Below are 16,298 nucleotides of genomic sequence, written 5' to 3'. Positions count from 1 at the left end.
GCCTCGCGCGCTTTAGGTTGTTATTTGAGCATGATCTTTTCGGAAAACCGCTGCACACTTTTCCGGATCATGCTCAGAAATCGAGCGAGATCCTGACGCAGGCCTTTTCCAACCGCGTCTTCAGCGTCGCGAGCTTGGTGGTGAATTCCGTCAGCTCGTTCTCGTCGAATTCCTGGAACACGAATTCGCGAATCGTCTTGTACTGCTCGTTGAGGCTCGCAATGTGCTTCTGGGTCTTGTCGACCAGGGACAGCCGCACGACGCGGGCGTCGGTCGGCGAGGGACGCCGGCGCAGCAGGCCCTTCTTCTCCAGCAGCTTGGACTGGGTGGTGACGAAGGAGGGATCGACGTGGAGCAGCTTGGAGACCACGTTGACCGGAACGCCGTCGTCCTTGTCGAGGTCGGAGATCGCCATCAGGATCAACCATTGCGGGCCGCTGATGCCGAGCGTCCTCGCCCAGAACTGACGCAGCTCCTCCAGATACATGTTGATCGAGGAGATCTCCCAGGTGAAGCGCCTGATGATATCCAGGTTGCCGACGGAGCGCAGGCGCGCTCCTTCTTTCCTCGTCGCGGACACAGCATCACTCCCGTGAAATGATTCTTCAGGCCGGTGTTCGTGCGGGGGGCATAGTCCACGCAAGCCTGCCCTGACGCAAGTGCAGAGCAGGGTAATTTTGTCACTAAAATTACAAAGATGAGCTGGTCAGCATATTCGTCCGGCCCGGGTGTTGCGCCCGGGGCACAGGCTTAGTGAAACCAGAAAGCTGACCAAATAAACTATTTTGATTACGGAACGGCGCAGGCATATTGGCACGCGACGGTGGGGGGTACTCGATCGTCCCGTTGCAGGTGGTTCGCTCACGTCCCTCGCGTCGAAAGCGGGTGTGTCCGAAAGCGCGAAGCGGCCGGGCGGATTTGAAGAGACGGGGATCTGGGGGGCCTCACGGTCCAGTCTCCGTAAAATGAGCAACTTGGAGGTTTTAAATGAAAATGGTGAAGAGCCTTTTGCTCGGCACTGCGGCGGGTCTGATCGCCGTCGGCGGAGCTCAGGCAGCCGATCTTCCGGTCAAGGCCAAGGCGGTCGAGTACGTGAAGATCTGCTCGCTGTACGGCGCCGGCTTCTACTACATCCCGGGCACCGACACCTGCATCAAGCTCGGCGGCTATCTGCGTGCCGAAGTGGCGCTCAATGCCGGCGGCAACTACAGCGCCCAGTACAACGGCGTGTTCGCGGCCAACAACCGCCTGACCAACTACTACTCGATGCGTGCTCGTGAAGATCTCAACATCGACACGCGCACCGCGACCGAGTACGGCGTGGTCCGCACCTATTTCGACGCGGTCTTCACCTGGACGACCGGCAACTATGGCGGCACCGGTTCGGCCACGGGCGGCACCCAGTACAGCGGCACCATCGGCCTCAACGCCGCGGGGACCGGCCTCACGGGCTCGAGCGGCGGTGCCGTCAACGCCACCGACGGCGGCATCTCCGGCGGCGCGCTCGGCGTCTACTACGCCTTCATCCAGTTCGCCGGCTTCACCCTGGGTAAGGCGGTCTCGCAGTTCGACGCGCCCTGGATCAACTATCCCGGCAACAACTTCGACCAGCTCGTCGGCGGCAGCGGCTCCACCAACGGCGTCGTTCAGGCCACCTACACGGCCGATTTCGGCCAGGGCGTGACGGCCGCGTTCTCGGTGCAGGACCAGACTCAGTTCTTCACGAGCAACCTCTGGAACACCGCGGGCATGAGCACCACCGGCGTGCTCGGCGGCGCCTACGGCTCCAACGCCATCGGCGGCACCAGGTCTCCCGACATCGTCGGCATGGTTCGTGTCGACCAGGCCTGGGGCCTGTTCCAGGCGTCGGTCGCCGCGCACGACAACCATGTCGGCTATTACGGCGCAACCGAAGTCACCGGTCATCCCGAAGACAAGTGGGGCTGGGCCGTCCAGCTCGCCCTGCAGATCAAGAACATCCCGACCGGCGCCGGCGACACGATCAACGTCTCGGGCGTCTACACCGAAGGCGCGAGCCGCTATAACTTCCAGTCGCTGGCCGCGACCAGCTACTCGATGTTCGGCAGCTCGAACGCGGCCTATCAGAGCATCGGCTTTGCCGGCGTGTCTGACGCGGTGTACGCTCCGGGCGGCGGCCTCGAGCTGACCAAGACCTACGGCTTCCGTGGTGCTTACACCCACAACTGGAGCCCGTACTGGAACACGGCGCTCTACGGCGCGTGGGCTGCGGTCAACTACAGCGGCACGGTCAAGGGCCTGATCTGCGGCAGCGCCGCGTTCGCCACCCTGACCGGTGCCTGCAACCCGGACTTCAACATCGGCCAGGTGGGCGTCATCACCCGCTGGACGCCGGTGAAGAACCTGACCTTCTCGGCTGACTTCACCTACAGCCATCTCGACCAGAAGTATTCGGGCGTGATCACGACCGGAGCGCTGACGGGCGTCGCCAAGCCGGCGGCCACCTACGAGCTGAAGGACCAGGACACCTACAGCCTGCTGCTGCGCGCCCAGCGCAACTGGTAAGGTCGGTCTATCGGACCTGATGAAGCCCCGGCGGGAAACCGCCGGGGCTTTTTCTCGAAGGGAGGGGCTTTCGGAAAATCCGGCGGGCCTCTGCCGGGGACGAAGACGAGCTATGCGAGTCGATCGTCTTCAAACTTATTTACTTACCTGAGTTAATCAGCTATATAGTTCTCAGCCAAATACGAAAGTTGCGGCTCTTAGCTTCACGCTAAGCCTCCAGGAACCTCCGGTGATGCCCCGCCGGAGGTTTTTCTTTTTGGAGAACAGCGCTCAACCGCGCATCACGCGGGCGCGCGAGTTGGGCCGGTAGGCGAGGCGGCTGTGGCCGGCGCAATAGGGCTGGCCGTCGGGCGAAGTATTGCCGCAGAAGCAGAAATCGTCTTCGCCCGGGCTGGAGATCGGCCAGCGGCAGCGGTTCTCGGACAATTCGAGCAGCGAGCAGCGATTGGCATCGTCGATGGGACCTGCGGCCGCGGGCGCGTCGGTCTCGCCGTAGATCGTGGCGAGCATCTCGTATTGCAGCCGCGGTACGGCGCGGGTCGCGCGCGCCGGCGGCGCGAGGCTTCGCTCGAGCCTGCGGTCTTCGACCGCGCGGCTGCGGGTCAGATTGAGCCGGGACAGCTTGCCGATGACCGCGTTGCGGCTGACGCCGATGTCGGCGGCGATCTCGCGGCAGGAGAGGCCGGCCTCGAAGTGCTGCTTCAGAAGTTCAATTCGTTCGTCGGTCCAGGTCGGTGAGAGAACAGGCATTGGTAACGGTCCCAGGTTGCAGATGCCGGCCATCCGCTTTCTCGAGATCCGTCCGCCTCACGTCCGGCGCGCGCTCACGTCCTGCCATTGTCGCGAATCGACAGGAGCCCGTCCTTGATGGCGAGACGGATGCCTTCCTCGATCAAGGTTCGTGCGACGCCGGGAACGCTGGTGCCGTGGGTGCCCTGTCTCACCAGTTTCTCCAGATAGGTGATGGTCGAGAGCGCCAAGGTTACGGGAATGCGGTCAGTCTCGGCTTTTTCGGTGGCCATGGCCCGAACGCTAGCCTCTTACTCGGGTACATAAAAGTAACGATTAAGACTCTATTTAGGTTCGGGGGTGGAAGTCAAATGCGGTCTCGGGCCGTAGCTCAGCGCATTGGAATCACTGGAGAAATCTGGCGCGCGGCGGCGCACCGCGCGGAAACCCGCGCGGCGGCGTGGCGTCGACAGGGCAGAAGGTGCGGGCCGGCTCAGCCGTGCACGATGGCCTTTTCGATCATGCAATGGATGCCCTTGGAGCCGTTGACGGTCTGGGTCACCCGCAGATCGGCCGCCAGGCTGCACAGGGTGTAGGCGTCCTCGCGCGACAGGTTTCGGGTCTCGCCGAGCAGGGCGATCATGTCGCGGAGCGCGCGCACCGCGCACTGGTCGAGGTCGGGGTCCATCGCCATGGTCATGTAGTGCGTCGCCGTTTCGGCGCGGGGATAGTCGAGCTTCAGGTCCTTGCGCAGCGTCAGGCGGAAGCGGCCCTGCAGCGCGGTCTCGATCGCGGTGACGCAGACCTCGCCGTCACCCTGCACGCCATGGCCGTCGCCGCAGGAGAACATCGCGCCCGGAACGAACACCGGCAGATAGAGCGTCGCCCCAGTGCCGAGCTCCTTGTTGTCGAGATTGCCGCCCATGGCGCGCGGGACCAGCGAGGAGATGCGGCCCCAGCTAGGTGGCGGCGACACGCCCATCACGCCGAAGAACGGTTTGAGCGGCAGATCCAGCCCCCACGGCATACGGCCGACCATCCGCGTCCGGTCGAGCGGGATGTTGAGGATGCGTGTCTCGTGGAAATCGTCGGGCAGGGTGCCGGACAGCGGCTTGATCATGTTCCAGCCCCAGTCCTGCCGGAGCTGGACGTCGAGGATCTCGACCGCGAGCACGTCGCCGGGCTCGGCGCCCTCGACCGCGATCGGGCCGGTGAGGATGTGACCGGGCAGCATGCGCTCGCTTTTGGCATGGACCTCGTACATCTCCGGCGGAATGTGAAACTTGTCGCGGTCGGGCAGCATGTCGGGGCCGCCGCTGATGGTGTCGACGGTCACCTCGTCACCGCTTTTGATCGTCAGCACCGGCTTGAGCTTGGCTTCGAAGAAGCCCCAATGACAGGTCTCGGGGCTGGAATGCAGGTGGTGATGGGTCATTTGCGGCCGTCCAATCGGTTTGCTTGTCATGCCCGGGCTTGACCCGGCGAGCGATCCTCTTTCAAGAAGATTTCCGATCATGGGCGGGGCGGTCAAGCCCGCGCGTGGCACGGTCATTCGAGCGAGGCTCCCCTGTATTTCGTTCTTTCCAAGACGCTCGGCACGGCGCTGCTGCCGATCAACCTCCTGGTCGAGCTCGGCATCCTGTCGCTGGTGCTGATGCTGACGCGCTTTGCCGCGCTCGGCCGCAAGCTTGCGGTGACCACGCTGATCCTGCTGGCGCTGGCTGCGTTCTCGCCGCTCGGCAATCTCCTGCTTTATCCGCTGGAGTCGCGCTTTCCGAAATGGGACCCGTCGCGGGGCGCGCCCGACGGCATCATCGTGCTCGGCGGCTCCGTCGACACCGATCTGTCGGCGGCGCATCGCACGCCGGTGGTCTCGGCCGCAGCCGATCGCATGCTGGCACCGGCCGAGCTCGCGCGCCGCTATCCGAATGCGCGCATCGTTTTCACCGGCGGCTCGGCGAACCTGGTCTCCACCGATGCCAGGGAAGCCGACTACTCCGCGCCGATCCTGGAAAACCTCGGCATCCCGAAGGAACGCCTGATCGTCGAACGGGACTCGCGCAACACCTGGGAGAATGCGGTCTTCACCCGGCAATTGGTGGCGCCGAAGCCGGGTGAGCGCTGGCTGCTGGTGACGTCGGCCTTCCACATGCCGCGCGCGATGGGGATCTTTCGCAAGGCCGGATTTGACGTCGAGGCCTATCCGGTCGACTGGCGCATGGGCGGGCGTGACGATCTCTTCGCGTTCACCCATCTCGGCAAGGAGGGTCTCGGCAGGACCGACGTCGCCATGCGCGAATGGATCGGTCTTTTGGCGTACCGCGTGATGGGCCGGACCGGCAAGTTGCTACCGGGGCCGGCCAAGGACTAGAACGGGGGTCGCAAAACAAGAACACAGCACCGGCGCGCGACCGCCGGTCGGGAGGACGCGATGCAGCAACAGAGTGCAGAGAGGATCGACCTTGCCGGCCTCGTCGCCGATCTCAACAGCCTGTTGCGGCTGAAGACGACGGTGATCGGCATGAAGCTGTTCGCGCACGCTGCTGAGATGGAAGCGATCCCGAAAATACGGCGGCCGAATGCGATCCACACCACCGACCAGATCGTCAGCATGGCGGCGCGTCTGGGCTGGACCGTCGGCATCACCGCCGACGATCTGGTAGGCAGCCAGTGCCGCGCGGTGATTGGGCTCAGCCCCCAGGACGACAAATGGCTCGCCGGCGAGAACTATGTCGGGGTCTGGCACGGCACCGCGGAGGACGCGCGCAAGCGTCAGGAGGCGCTGGACGTGGTTCCGTTCGGGCACTATCAGGCGCTCGCGGTCAGCCCGCTCGCCAGCGGCCGGCTCGATCCGCCCGACATCTGCCTCGTCTACGCGACGCCGGGGCAAATGATCATCCTGATCAACGGGCTGCAATATACCGGCTACAGGAAATTCGAATGGGGCGTGGTCGGCGAGACCGCTTGCGCGGATTCCTGGGGCCGGGCGCTCAAGACCGGGGAGCCCAGCCTGTCCTTGCCATGTTATGCCGAACGGCGCTATGGCGGCGTGCCGGACGAGGAGATGCTGATGGCCCTGAAACCTTCGCATCTCGCCAAGGCAATCGAGGGCATGAAGGCGCTGGCGAAGAACGGCCTGCGCTATCCGATCCCGCCCTATGGTATTCAAAGCGACGTCCGTGCCGGCATGGGCGTGAGCTACGCGAAGAAGTAAAGGCCAGTCATGAGCTCTGCGAAATTCGACATCGTCGTCTACGGCGCGACCGGTTTCACCGGCCAGCTCGTCGCCGAATATCTGGCGGCGCATTACAAGGACGACAAGGCGCTCAAATGGGCGATGGCGGGCCGCAGCCTCGACAAGCTGAAAGCGGTGCGTGATGCCATCGGCGCACCCGCCGATACGCCGCTGATCGTGGCGGACGCGTCGGACGCGGCCTCGCTGAAGGCGATGGTGGCGCAGACGAAGTCGGTGATCACGACGGTCGGCCCGTATCAATTCTATGGCGAGGACCTGTTAGCTGCCTGCGTCGCTGCGGGTGCGGATTATTTCGATCTCTGCGGCGAGCCGGTCTGGATGCGGCAGATGATCGACAAGTACGGTGCGGCGGCCAAGGCGAGCGGCGCGCGCATCGTGTTCTCCTGCGGCTACGATTCCGTGCCGTTCGAGCTCGGCACGTTCTTCGTGCAGGAAGAGGCGAAGCGTGTGTTCGGCGCGCCGGCGGCCCGCGTGAAGGGACGCGTGCGCGACATGCGCGGCACGCTGTCGGGCGGCACCGCAGCCAGTGCGAAAGCGACTTTCGACGCCGTCGCCAAGGACCTCAGCCTCGTCGCCATCCTCAACGATCACTTCGCGCTGACGCCCGGCTTCACCGGCCCGAAGCAGCCCAAGGGCAACAGAGCCGTTTACGAAGAGGACCTGCAGTCCTGGGCCGCACCGTTCATGATGGCGCTGATCAACACCCGCAACGTCCATCGTTCCAACATGCTGATGGGCTTTCCCTACGGCCAGGACTTCGTCTACGACGAGATGGTCCTGACCGGTCCCGGCGAGAAGGGCGAGGCCAACGCCAAGCGCGTGATGGCGGCCAATGCCGAGAAGACCGGCCCGAATGCACCGAAGCCGGGCGAGGGGCCGTCGAAGGAGGAGCGTGAGAACGGCCTCTTCAACCTGCTCTATGTCGCGATCGCGCCCGACGGCCGCATGGTCCGCGCCGGCGTCACCGGTGACCGCGATCCCGGCTACGGCTCGACCTCCAAGATGATCTCCGAATGCGCGATCTGCCTGCTGCGTGACGCGAGCGATGTTGCCGCCGGATTCTGGACGCCGGGCGCAGCGATGCAGCACAAGCTGATCAAGCGGCTGCAGGACAATGCGGGGCTGACGTTTGGGGTGGAGAGCTAGCTCGGTATCGTAGGGTGGGCAAAGGCGCAACGCGCCGTGCCCACGATCTCTCAGTGGTGGGCACGCTGCGCTTTGCCCACCCTACGGCAGTTGAGATTGCCGCTACGCCGCCCGCGCGTCGTACGCGTACATGAACTCCATGCTCTTCGAGCCCAGCGGCAATAGCCATTTCAGCATCTGATTGCGCATCCACGCGCCGGTAGCGCTGAACTCGCGCTTGCTGTTGCCGTTGCGGCGGGCCATCGCGACGATCTTCTCGGTGCGCGGACGCCGTTCGGCCTCGAAGGCCTGGAAGGTGGCGCCGAGCTCCTGTCCCTCCTGCATCAGGCGGGCGAGCCGCATCGCATCCTCCAACGCGAGCGAGGCGCCCTGACCGGCATGGGGGCTGGTGGCATGCGCGGCATCGCCGATCAGCAGCGAGCGCTTGCGCGACCAGGTCGGCAGCGTCGCGACGTCGAGCGTGTCGGTGACCACGATGTTCTCGGCCGCCGCGATGATATCAGGGATCGGATCGTGCCAGCCGCGGTGGAAGCCGCGCAGATGCTGCTTCAGCGTCGCGTGGTCGAGCGCGCGGAACATCGCCGCGTCCATGCCGTGCGCGGGCTGCGTGCTCCACCACATCACGCCGTCGTTCGGGTCCGGGCTGCAATGGCCGTAGCCGAAGAAGCCGCTCTGGCCGAAGGTGGTCTCGACATGACGGCCGATCGGCCTGCCGTCGAGGACGGCGTGCGGCACGAAGCCGCCGAAGCCGATCAGGCCGGTGTCGAAGGGTTGCGGTCCGTCCGGCACGACCTGGCGGCGCACCACCGAGTGCACGCCGTCGGCGCCGATCAGGAAATCGCCTTCGGCGGTGGTGCCGTCGGAGAAGTAGGCGATGATCGGCTGGTCGCCGCGATCCTCGATCTTGATCAGGCGCTTTTCGAAATAGAGCGACACGCAGGCGCACCAGGCCTTGTCGATCAGGATCTCGTTCAGCGTCGCGCGGGAGATATTGACGGCCGGCTGGCCGAACCGCCGCGCCATGTCGCGGTTGATCGAGCCGAGCTTCTCGCCGCCCTGCGAATAGAAGTCGAAGGCCTCCGCGACCGAGCCGCGGCTGATCAGCTCGTTCGCAAGGCCGATCTCGTCCATCACATGCATGCCGTTCGGCGCGATCTGGAGGCCGCCGCCGATGCCCTTCGAATAGGGCCACGCCTCGTAGATCGCGGACTCGATCCCGGCGCGGCGCAGCAGGATCGCGGCGACGGGGCCGGCGATACCGGCGCCGATGATCAGGGCCTTGCGGGGACGATAGGACATGACTTGCTCCCGACGTTTCCGTGGTGCTAGGAGAAATTACGGTCGCTAAATCTCTTAGCGGCTAAGATATATATCGAGTAAGATAAGAGGCCGACCTTGTCAAGGACGAAGGCGCGGGTTGCGCTGTTGCAGGAGCTCGAGGCGGCGATGCGCAGGTCGTCCGCGCAGGGCGTGCTCTATGGCCAGACCGTTGCGAACGTTGCCGGAATCGCCAATTCCGACCTCGAATGCATGGACATCCTCTATCTCGAGGGCCGCGTCACCGCCGGCCGGCTCGCCGAAGTCACCGGATTGACTACGGGCGCGATCACCGGCGTGATCGACCGGCTCGAGAAGGCCGGCCTCGTGCGCCGCGAGCGGGACGAGAAGGACCGCCGCAAGGTCTTCATTTCGGTCGTGCCGGAGACGGCCATGAAGATCGGCCAGCTCTACGTGCCGATGCAGCAGGCGATGGAGAAAGTGTTCGGCGCCTATTCCGACGAGGAGCTGCGCCTGCTGCTGCGTTTCGCCAATGAGGGCTACAAGGGCGTGCTCGCGGCAACCGAAGCGCTGAAGAGCCTTCTCGACACGCCGCCGGAGAAGCGTCCCGATCTCAAGCTGAAGAAGCTTCGTCGCTAACCTTATAGGCCTGCGCGGCGGCGATCATGCCCCACATCGCGCCCAGCATCATCCAGAAGTGGCGCCAGTGGTCGGTGTCGATCACGAAGCTTTCGCCGACGGTCCCGACGAAAGCGGAGAAGATCGCGAGATAAGCGCGCTGCCAGGGCACGCGGACGAAGATGTGCCTGAAGCCCATGATGACGGTGGTGAAGACCAGCGCGGGATAGCACACGCCAGAGAGCCAGCCGCCCGACATGAAGGCGTTGAGGTAGGAGTTGTGGGTATCCTCGGGGAAGTAGCGGTGGAATTGCAGCGGGCCGATGCCGAACGGCAGCTCGAGCGCCATCTCCGCACCCAGGATGTGCCGGCCGAAGCGTCCGAAGCGGCCTTCGTCATAGCTCTGGTCGAAGCTGGCGCGCTGCTTGAACATCTCGGCGGTGGCATCGAATGACAGCAGCACCGCGATCAGCGCAAGGCCCAGCACCGCGGCGACGATCGCCATGATGACGATGCGCGAGCGCTGCGCGTTGGTGCGGCTGGTCAGCACCATCAGCGCCAGCATGAAGGCGGAGGTCAGCACGAGGCCGCCCCAGGCGGCGCGCGAGAACGCGAGCAGGATCGCCAGCGACATGATGCCGAAGGCGATGACGTTGCGGATCGCCTTGCCGAGCTTGTCCGAGACCACGCTCTGGAGCGCGAACAGCGCCGGCAGGATCAGAAAGGCGCCGAGCACGTTCGGATCCTTGAACGTGCCGCGCGCACGGCCGTACAGCGTCAGCAGGTCGTTGCTGCCCGGCACCAGGTGGAAGTAGCCGGCGACCGCCAGGAGTGAGGCGACCATCGCACCGACCACGAGACCGCGGCGGAGCATGTCGAGCCGGGCCTCGGTGTCCTCGGAGATGACCATGGCGAAGAACACCACGGTCACAGCCATGTACCAGGAGGTCGCGATCCAGCTCACCACCTCGGACTGCTCGAACAGCGGGATCGCGCTGATGGTGTAGCCGACATTGAGCAGGACCAGCATCAGCACCAGCGGCATCAGCACGAGCCGCAGGCGCAGGCCGGTGGCGAAGAAGGTGACGGTCGCGAGCAGCGTCACGATCTCGTAGGGGCTCGGCTCGATGAAGACGATGGCGCCGGAGGCGCCGACCAGCCACACCAGCGCGCGCTGGAGCGCCAGCACGCCGGGCGCAGCCGGTGCGGCCAATTTCACTCCACCGGCTGTCGCCGCATACGCCATCACACGCTCATACGCTTACGCAACTCGCACGCCACAAACACCGCTGTCATCGCCTGGCTTGACCGGGCGATCAGTTCAATACGCGTTCTCGTTCTTGGTCAGCAGCGAGATCGGCGTTTTCAGGAGAATGACGAGGTCGAACAGCACCGACCAGTTCTCGATGTAATAGAGGTCGAACTCGACGCGCTTCTGGATCTTCTCTTCGTTGTCGATCTCGCCGCGCCAGCCGTTGATCTGGGCCCAGCCGCTGATGCCGGGCTTGACGCGATGGCGAGCGAAATAGCCGTCGACGGCTTCGTCGAACAGCCGGCTCTGGAGCTTGCCCTGCACCGCATGCGGGCGCGGGCCGACCAAAGAGAGATTGCCGGAGAATACCACGTTGAAGAGCTGCGGCAGCTCGTCCAGGCTGGTCTTGCGGATGAAGCGGCCGACGCGGGTGACGCGCGGATCGTTCTTGGTCACCACTTTCGATGCCGTCGGGTCGGCCTGGTGGTGGTACATCGAGCGGAACTTGTAGACGTCGATGCGCTCGTTGTTGAAGCCGAAGCGCTTCTGGCGGAACAGCACCGGACCGGGGCTGTCGAGCTTTACGGCCAACGCCACCAGTCCCATGATCGGCAGCGCTGCGAGCAGCGCGAGGCCGCCGACGATGCGGTCGAACAGCCATTTCATCACCAGATCCCAGTCGGTGATCGGCGCCTCGAACACGTCGAGCGTCGGCACCTCGCCGAGATAGGAATAGGAGCGGGGACGGAAGCGCAGCTTGTTGGTGTGCGCGGAGAGACGGATGTCGACCGGCAGCACCCAGAGCTTCTTCAGCATCTCCAGGATGCGCGTCTCGGCGGAGATCGGCAGCGCGAACAGCACCAGGTCGACGCGGGTGCGGCGGGCAAACTCGACGATGTCGTCGACCTTGCCGAGCTTGCGCGCGCCGGCGCAGGTGTCGAGCGCGCGGCTGTCGTTGCGGTCGTCGAACACGCCGAGCACGTGGATGTCGGAATCCTCCTGCGCGTTCAGTGCCTCGACAAGCTCTTCGCCGTTGCGGTCGGCGCCGACGATGATGGTGCGGCGGTCGAGCCGGCCCTGCCGCGCCCAGGCGCGCACCAGCGAGCGCAGCACCAGGCGCTCCGCGATCAGTGCGGCGAGCCCGAGGAAGTAGAAGGCGGCGAGCCACAGCCGCGACATTTCGCTGCCGAACTTGGCAAAGAAGGAGACGCCGATGAACAGCAGGAAGACGAACGACCAGGACGAGATCATTCGCGTCATCTGCCGGAGCTGTCCGCGGAACAGCTGCACCTGGTAGATGTCGGCGGCCTGGAAGCAGACCACGGCGGCGATCGCGACGGCCACGATCTCCGCAGGATAGGTCCAGCTGAAGCCGCCGGCGAGCGGCATGACATAACCGACATAGACCCCGAGGCCGACGAGGCTCAGCAGCGCGAAGTCAATGAGGCGGACGAAGCCGGCGATCACGATCGGCGAATAGGCGCGGGCGACCTTCTGGTTGACGACCTCGAGCGCGGCGGGCGAGAGCCGGCGGCGGCGTTCCACAAAGGGCTGATCAGCGGGCCTCGCCGCAGCGCTGGCCGCGGCATCGAGCATCGAGCGTGCGTTGAGCGGTTCCACGGGCGTCCACGTCCATTCCAAGAACCCGTGGGTCGCGACTTTGCGGCCCCGGGCAAGCATCCCCTGGCACTCGATTACCGGACAAATCGGAAGATTTTCTAAAGCGGCCTTAAGGATGGTTAATGATTGGCAAATGCGTCGCGATAGCCCGCGAGCACGCCGTCGACCATGGCCTGCTGGGAGAAATGCGCGGAGATGCGCTCGCGCAAGGAGGTCGCGCGTTGCGCGGTCGCTTGCGGATCGTCCAGCGCCGCTGCGATCGCCTCGGCCATGGCCTCGGGGTTGCTCGGCGCGAACAAAGCGGGGCTGTTGGTGCCGAAGATTTCGGGGATGCCGCCGATCTTCGAGGCGATCATGGGAATGCCGGCGGCTCCCGCCTCGATTACGACATAGGGCATGGAATCGCCGCGCGAGGGAACGACCAGCAGTCGCCCCTTGGAGAAGCCGTAGCGCGCCTTGACGTGGCCGATGAAACGGATGGTGCTGGTGAGGCCGAGCTTCTCGACCTGCGCCTTCAGCGCCGCCGTCTCCTCGCCGTCGCCGCCGAGGGTGAGCGTGACGTTCTTGCCGCCTTCGCGCAGCCGCGCCACGGCATCGACCAGCAGGTCTGCACCCTTAATGTGCCTGAACTCGCCGACATAGCAGAGGTCGGTGGCATCCTCGGCGGTGATGACTGGTTCGAATTCTTCCGGCGTCACGCCATTGAAGACGCAATGCACCACGCCCTTGGGCGTGCCGACGATGCGCTGATAGGTGTCGCGGGCAAAGGCGCTCTCGAACAGGAACAGGTCGGTCGCGCCCATCAAGGAGCGTTCGAGCCGCGCGTAGAACTCGCCCTTCAAGGTGTTGAGCGGATAGTGCAGCGAGCCGCCATGCGGCGTGTAGATGCGGATGGTGTCGTCGGTGCGCCGTCGCATGCGGATGAAGGCGCCGGCCTTGGCGCCGTGGCCGTGCATGACGTGAGGCTTGAGCTTCGCGATCAGGCGCCGCATCCGCATCCACACCATGACATCGTCGGGCGACGGCTCGCGGCGAATCGCCATGCGGTACACGCCGAGCCTCAAGCGCGGCGCGAGCTCCGTCAGCGCCTTGTCGGCGCGTTCGCCGCCGGTGAGGCTGTCGGCAAGGATCCCGACGTGGTGGCCGCGGTCGACCTGGCCGTTGGCGACGTCGAGGATGTGGCGAAAGATGCCGCCGACCGGAGCGCGCACGGCGTGCAGGATTCGAAGCGGCTGGTCGGGTGAGGGGGGCATGATCAAAACCAGCGCTCGACGGCGAGTACCGAACGATTCCAGGAAATATCGAGAGGGATTAAGAGCCTTCGTGGTTAACAAACGGTGAGGAGCGCGCGGACACGAGGCGCTGGATGCCGCGATTAACCCAGCGGCAACCTTAATGGAGTGTAATCGCTGCGGTTGAGGTAGCTTGGTGGCGTTGCCCCTGCGGGAGTGTTCGATGCGTTTAGCGTTCTGGCGTGCCGGCAAGGACAAGGCGGTGATCGAGCGGGCTGTTTCGAGGTCCAAGTCCGAAGCCAAGGCGTCCGAAGCCAGGATGGTCGAAGCCGCGCCCAAGGTCGAAGCCGCCAAGGTCGAAGCAAAGCCTGCGCCGGTCATCGCGAAGCAGGCCGCGGTCGAATCCGGTGACATCGATCTGCACGCGCTCGGCGCAGCACTGGCGCGCAAGCGCGGCTGGATCATCGTGCCTACGGTGCTGGCGCTCGTCGCGTCGATTGCCGCCGTGAACCTGGTTACGCCGCGCTACAAGTCGGAAACCCGCATCCTGATCGACGGCCGCGAGAACGTGTTCCTGCGCCCGAACAGCGACCGCACCGAGGAGCGGCAGGCGCTCGATGCCGAGGCCGTCACCAGCCAGGTGCAGCTCGTGCTGTCGCGCGATCTCGCGCGCGAGATCATCAAGAAGAACAAGCTCGCCGAGCGGCCCGAATTCGATCCGGTGCTGCAAGGCATCTCGCCGCTGAAGTCGCTGGCGGCCCTCGTCGGCATCGGCCGCGATCCGTTCTCGATGACGCCGGAAGAGCGCGTGCTGGATGCCTATTACGAGCGCTTGCAGGCCTACGCCGTCGACAAGTCGCGCGTCATCGTGGTCGAATTCCAGTCCGCCGACCCGGACCTTGCCGCACGCGTCGCCAACTCGATCGCCGACGGCTACCTCGTGCTGCAGCAGAATGCCCGCCAGGACCAGGCCAAGAACGCGAGCCAGTGGCTCGCGGGCGAGATCGAGAATCTGCGCAAGAAGGTGTCCGACGCCGAGGCCAGGGTCGAGGATTTCCGCTCGAAGTCGAGCCTGTTCGTCGGCACCAACAACACCACGCTGTCGAACCAGCAGATGGGCGAGGTCAACACCCAGCTCAACAATGCGCGCTCGATGAAGGCGGATGCGGAATCCAAGGCGCGGCTGATCAAGGAGATGCTCCAGAGCGGCAAGCCGATCGAGGCATCCGAAGTGGTGAACTCCGAGCTGATGCGTCGATTGTCGGAGCAGCGGGTGACATTGCGGGCGCAGCTCGCCGAACAATCGTCCACGCTGCTCGGCAACCACCCGCGCATCAAGGAGCTGAAGGCCCAGCTCGGCGACCTCGACAACCAGATCCGGGACGAGGCGGCCAAGATCTCCCGCTCGCTCGAAAACGACGCCCGCATCGCCAGTGGCCGGGTCGACGGCCTGACGGCGAGCCTCGAGCAGCTCAAGAAGCAGGCGACCTCGACCAACGGGCAGGACGTGCAACTGCGCGCGCTCGAGCGCGAGGCCAAGGCGCAGCGCGACCTGCTCGAGACCTATCTCGCGAAGTATCGCGAGGCCAATACCCGCGAGACCATCGACACCGCGCCGACCGATGGCCGCATCATCTCGCGCGCCATCGTCTCCAATACGCCGGCCTATCCGAAGAAGCTGCCGATCGTGCTGATCGCGACGATCGCGACGCTGCTGCTCTCGTCAGGCGTCGTCGTCACCAGCGAGCTGCTCCGCCAGACCGCGCCGCGCGCGGTGGCCGCCTTCACGCCGGCGCCGGCGCAACCGCAGGCGGCGGTCCGCCGGGAACCAGTCGTCCAGCCGCCCGTCGAGCCGTTCGTCGAGCCGGTCATCGAAGAGCCGGCGCCGCTTCAGCCGGAGATGACGGCCGGTGCCGGTGTCGCCGAATTCGCCGAGATCGAGCATCTGGCGGGCAGCCTGCGCGCTGCAGGCGCCGCGGCGAAGAAGGTCACGGTGCTCGGCACCGCGTCCGGCGAAGCCGTGACGCTATCGGCCTTGACGCTGGCCCGGCATCTGGCGCGCGACGCGCGCGTCGTCGTGGTCGATCTCGCCGCGTCCTCGCCGACGACCGCCGCCGTGTCGGTCGACGCCTCCGCGCCCGGCCTTGCCGAGCTGATGCAGGGCGAAGCCTCGTTCGCCCAGGTCATCACCCGCGACAAGCTCTCGCGGCTGCATCTGGTCATGGCCGGCCGTCCCGGCTTCGACCGCAGCCTGCTGCAATCACCGCGCGTGGGCCTCGCGATCGACGCGTTGCTGCGCGCCTATGACCATGTGCTGCTCGATGCCGGCGGTGCTTCCGACCTTCCGGCCGAGCTGCTGACGACCAGCGCCCGCGCCGTCGTGGTGCCCGATGCCTCGATGGCACAGGACGCGCGCACGCTGATGTGCGAGCAGCTGAAGGCCGTCGGCTTCAGCGAGGTGACGATGCTGAGCAAGCCCGTGCAGCCGTCGGATGCCGTGGAGACGCCGCGCGTGGTCGCGGCGTAGTAGATATTACCCTCTCCCATTGTGGAAGAGGGTGGCCTCGCGAAAGCGAAGCCGGGTGAGGGGTCTCTCTCCGCGAGTCCGGAATCGTAGGGTGGG

At 65.3% G+C, this 16,298-nt stretch carries 14 protein-coding genes; 6 read left to right on the top strand and 8 right to left on the bottom strand.

All coding sequences use genetic code 11. The annotated features are described in order from the left end of the window. Nucleotides 1–73 precede the first annotated feature (73 nt). Nucleotides 74–580 carry a MarR family winged helix-turn-helix transcriptional regulator gene (locus XH79_RS24525; RefSeq protein WP_212335929.1) on the bottom strand — a complete coding sequence of 169 codons (507 nt, stop codon included), beginning with the start codon at nucleotides 578–580 and terminating at the stop codon, nucleotides 74–76. A 407-nt stretch (nucleotides 581–987) separates the two neighbouring features. Between XH79_RS24525 and XH79_RS24520 the strand changes: the two genes are divergently transcribed. Then, nucleotides 988–2,544, top strand: coding sequence for a porin (locus tag XH79_RS24520; protein ID WP_271583236.1), 1,557 nt, complete (start codon nucleotides 988–990; stop codon nucleotides 2,542–2,544). Nucleotides 2,545–2,814: 270 nt separating this feature from the next. Here XH79_RS24520 and XH79_RS24515 read toward each other — a convergent pair whose 3' ends face one another. From XH79_RS24515 to XH79_RS24505, 3 genes are all read right to left on the bottom strand, one after another. Then, complete coding sequence (locus XH79_RS24515; RefSeq protein WP_271583235.1) at nucleotides 2,815–3,294, bottom strand: GcrA family cell cycle regulator; 480 nt, start codon at nucleotides 3,292–3,294, stop codon at nucleotides 2,815–2,817. Between the two features lie 74 nt (nucleotides 3,295–3,368). After that, nucleotides 3,369–3,566 (bottom strand): hypothetical protein, encoded by a 198-nt coding sequence (locus tag XH79_RS24510; RefSeq protein ID WP_007603456.1) that lies wholly within the window; start codon nucleotides 3,564–3,566, stop codon nucleotides 3,369–3,371. A gap of 200 nt (nucleotides 3,567–3,766) precedes the next feature. Then, on the bottom strand, nucleotides 3,767–4,708 hold the full coding sequence (locus tag XH79_RS24505) for an acetamidase/formamidase family protein (protein ID WP_271583234.1): 942 nt from the start codon (nucleotides 4,706–4,708) through the stop codon (nucleotides 3,767–3,769). A gap of 132 nt (nucleotides 4,709–4,840) precedes the next feature. Between XH79_RS24505 and XH79_RS24500 the strand changes: the two genes are divergently transcribed. Genes XH79_RS24500 through XH79_RS24490 form a run of 3 tightly spaced genes read left to right on the top strand, consistent with a single transcriptional unit; the run spans nucleotide 4,841 to nucleotide 7,675 of the window. Beyond that, nucleotides 4,841–5,644, top strand: a complete 804-nt coding sequence (locus XH79_RS24500) for a YdcF family protein (protein WP_245003432.1) — start codon at nucleotides 4,841–4,843, stop codon at nucleotides 5,642–5,644. 60 nt (nucleotides 5,645–5,704) lie between these two features. Continuing rightward, nucleotides 5,705–6,487 carry a DUF169 domain-containing protein gene (locus tag XH79_RS24495; RefSeq protein WP_212335933.1) on the top strand — a complete coding sequence of 261 codons (783 nt, stop codon included), beginning with the start codon at nucleotides 5,705–5,707 and terminating at the stop codon, nucleotides 6,485–6,487. Nucleotides 6,488–6,496: 9 nt separating this feature from the next. Further along, on the top strand, nucleotides 6,497–7,675 hold the full coding sequence (locus XH79_RS24490; RefSeq protein ID WP_212335934.1) for a saccharopine dehydrogenase family protein: 1,179 nt from the start codon (nucleotides 6,497–6,499) through the stop codon (nucleotides 7,673–7,675). Between the two features lie 102 nt (nucleotides 7,676–7,777). Here the strand turns inward: XH79_RS24490 and XH79_RS24485 are convergent, their stop codons facing one another. Further along, nucleotides 7,778–8,974, bottom strand: a complete 1,197-nt coding sequence (locus tag XH79_RS24485; RefSeq protein ID WP_271583233.1) for an FAD-dependent monooxygenase — start codon at nucleotides 8,972–8,974, stop codon at nucleotides 7,778–7,780. A 147-nt stretch (nucleotides 8,975–9,121) separates the two neighbouring features. On the opposite strand from XH79_RS24485, the gene XH79_RS24480 reads away from it, so the two are divergent. Continuing rightward, entirely contained in the window at nucleotides 9,122–9,592 is a 471-nt protein-coding gene (locus XH79_RS24480; RefSeq protein ID WP_212338107.1) for a MarR family transcriptional regulator, read from the top strand. Here XH79_RS24480 and XH79_RS24475 read toward each other — a convergent pair. The 3 genes from XH79_RS24475 to XH79_RS24465 form a co-directional block, all read right to left on the bottom strand. After that, nucleotides 9,567–10,817: an O-antigen ligase family protein gene (locus XH79_RS24475; protein ID WP_271583232.1), complete on the bottom strand. Its 1,251-nt coding sequence runs from the start codon at nucleotides 10,815–10,817 to the stop codon at nucleotides 9,567–9,569. The genes XH79_RS24480 and XH79_RS24475 overlap by 26 nt on opposite strands. Nucleotides 10,818–10,892: 75 nt before the next feature. Continuing rightward, nucleotides 10,893–12,443 carry an undecaprenyl-phosphate glucose phosphotransferase gene (locus XH79_RS24470; protein ID WP_271583231.1) on the bottom strand — a complete coding sequence of 517 codons (1,551 nt, stop codon included), beginning with the start codon at nucleotides 12,441–12,443 and terminating at the stop codon, nucleotides 10,893–10,895. A gap of 119 nt (nucleotides 12,444–12,562) precedes the next feature. Next, nucleotides 12,563–13,696 carry a glycosyltransferase family 4 protein gene (locus tag XH79_RS24465; RefSeq protein ID WP_271583230.1) on the bottom strand — a complete coding sequence of 378 codons (1,134 nt, stop codon included), beginning with the start codon at nucleotides 13,694–13,696 and terminating at the stop codon, nucleotides 12,563–12,565. A gap of 202 nt (nucleotides 13,697–13,898) precedes the next feature. Here XH79_RS24465 and XH79_RS24460 point away from each other — a divergent pair, with 202 nt between their 5' ends. Next, nucleotides 13,899–16,202, top strand: coding sequence for a GumC family protein (locus tag XH79_RS24460; protein ID WP_271583229.1), 2,304 nt, complete (start codon nucleotides 13,899–13,901; stop codon nucleotides 16,200–16,202). Nucleotides 16,203–16,298: the final 96 nt, after the last annotated feature.

Origin of the sequence: Bradyrhizobium sp. CCBAU 45389 (assembly GCF_028128625.1) — a bacterium.
Classification (GTDB): domain Bacteria; phylum Pseudomonadota; class Alphaproteobacteria; order Rhizobiales; family Xanthobacteraceae; genus Bradyrhizobium; species Bradyrhizobium liaoningense_B.
This window is presented reverse-complemented; position numbering and strand designations above follow the sequence as displayed.

Coding starts and splice junctions, on each gene's coding strand:
- XH79_RS24520 (WP_271583236.1), top strand. CDS start 988: ATGAAAATGGTGAAGAGCCTTTTGCTCGGCACTGCGGCGGGTCTGATC.
- XH79_RS24515 (WP_271583235.1), bottom strand. CDS start 3,294: ATGCCTGTTCTCTCACCGACCTGGACCGACGAACGAATTGAACTTCTG.
- XH79_RS24510 (WP_007603456.1), bottom strand. CDS start 3,566: ATGGCCACCGAAAAAGCCGAGACTGACCGCATTCCCGTAACCTTGGCG.
- XH79_RS24505 (WP_271583234.1), bottom strand. CDS start 4,708: ATGACCCATCACCACCTGCATTCCAGCCCCGAGACCTGTCATTGGGGC.
- XH79_RS24495 (WP_212335933.1), top strand. CDS start 5,705: ATGCAGCAACAGAGTGCAGAGAGGATCGACCTTGCCGGCCTCGTCGCC.
- XH79_RS24490 (WP_212335934.1), top strand. CDS start 6,497: ATGAGCTCTGCGAAATTCGACATCGTCGTCTACGGCGCGACCGGTTTC.
- XH79_RS24485 (WP_271583233.1), bottom strand. CDS start 8,974: ATGTCCTATCGTCCCCGCAAGGCCCTGATCATCGGCGCCGGTATCGCC.
- XH79_RS24480 (WP_212338107.1), top strand. CDS start 9,122: ATGCGCAGGTCGTCCGCGCAGGGCGTGCTCTATGGCCAGACCGTTGCG.
- XH79_RS24475 (WP_271583232.1), bottom strand. CDS start 10,817: ATGGCGTATGCGGCGACAGCCGGTGGAGTGAAATTGGCCGCACCGGCT.
- XH79_RS24465 (WP_271583230.1), bottom strand. CDS start 13,696: ATGCCCCCCTCACCCGACCAGCCGCTTCGAATCCTGCACGCCGTGCGC.
- XH79_RS24460 (WP_271583229.1), top strand. CDS start 13,899: ATGCGTTTAGCGTTCTGGCGTGCCGGCAAGGACAAGGCGGTGATCGAG.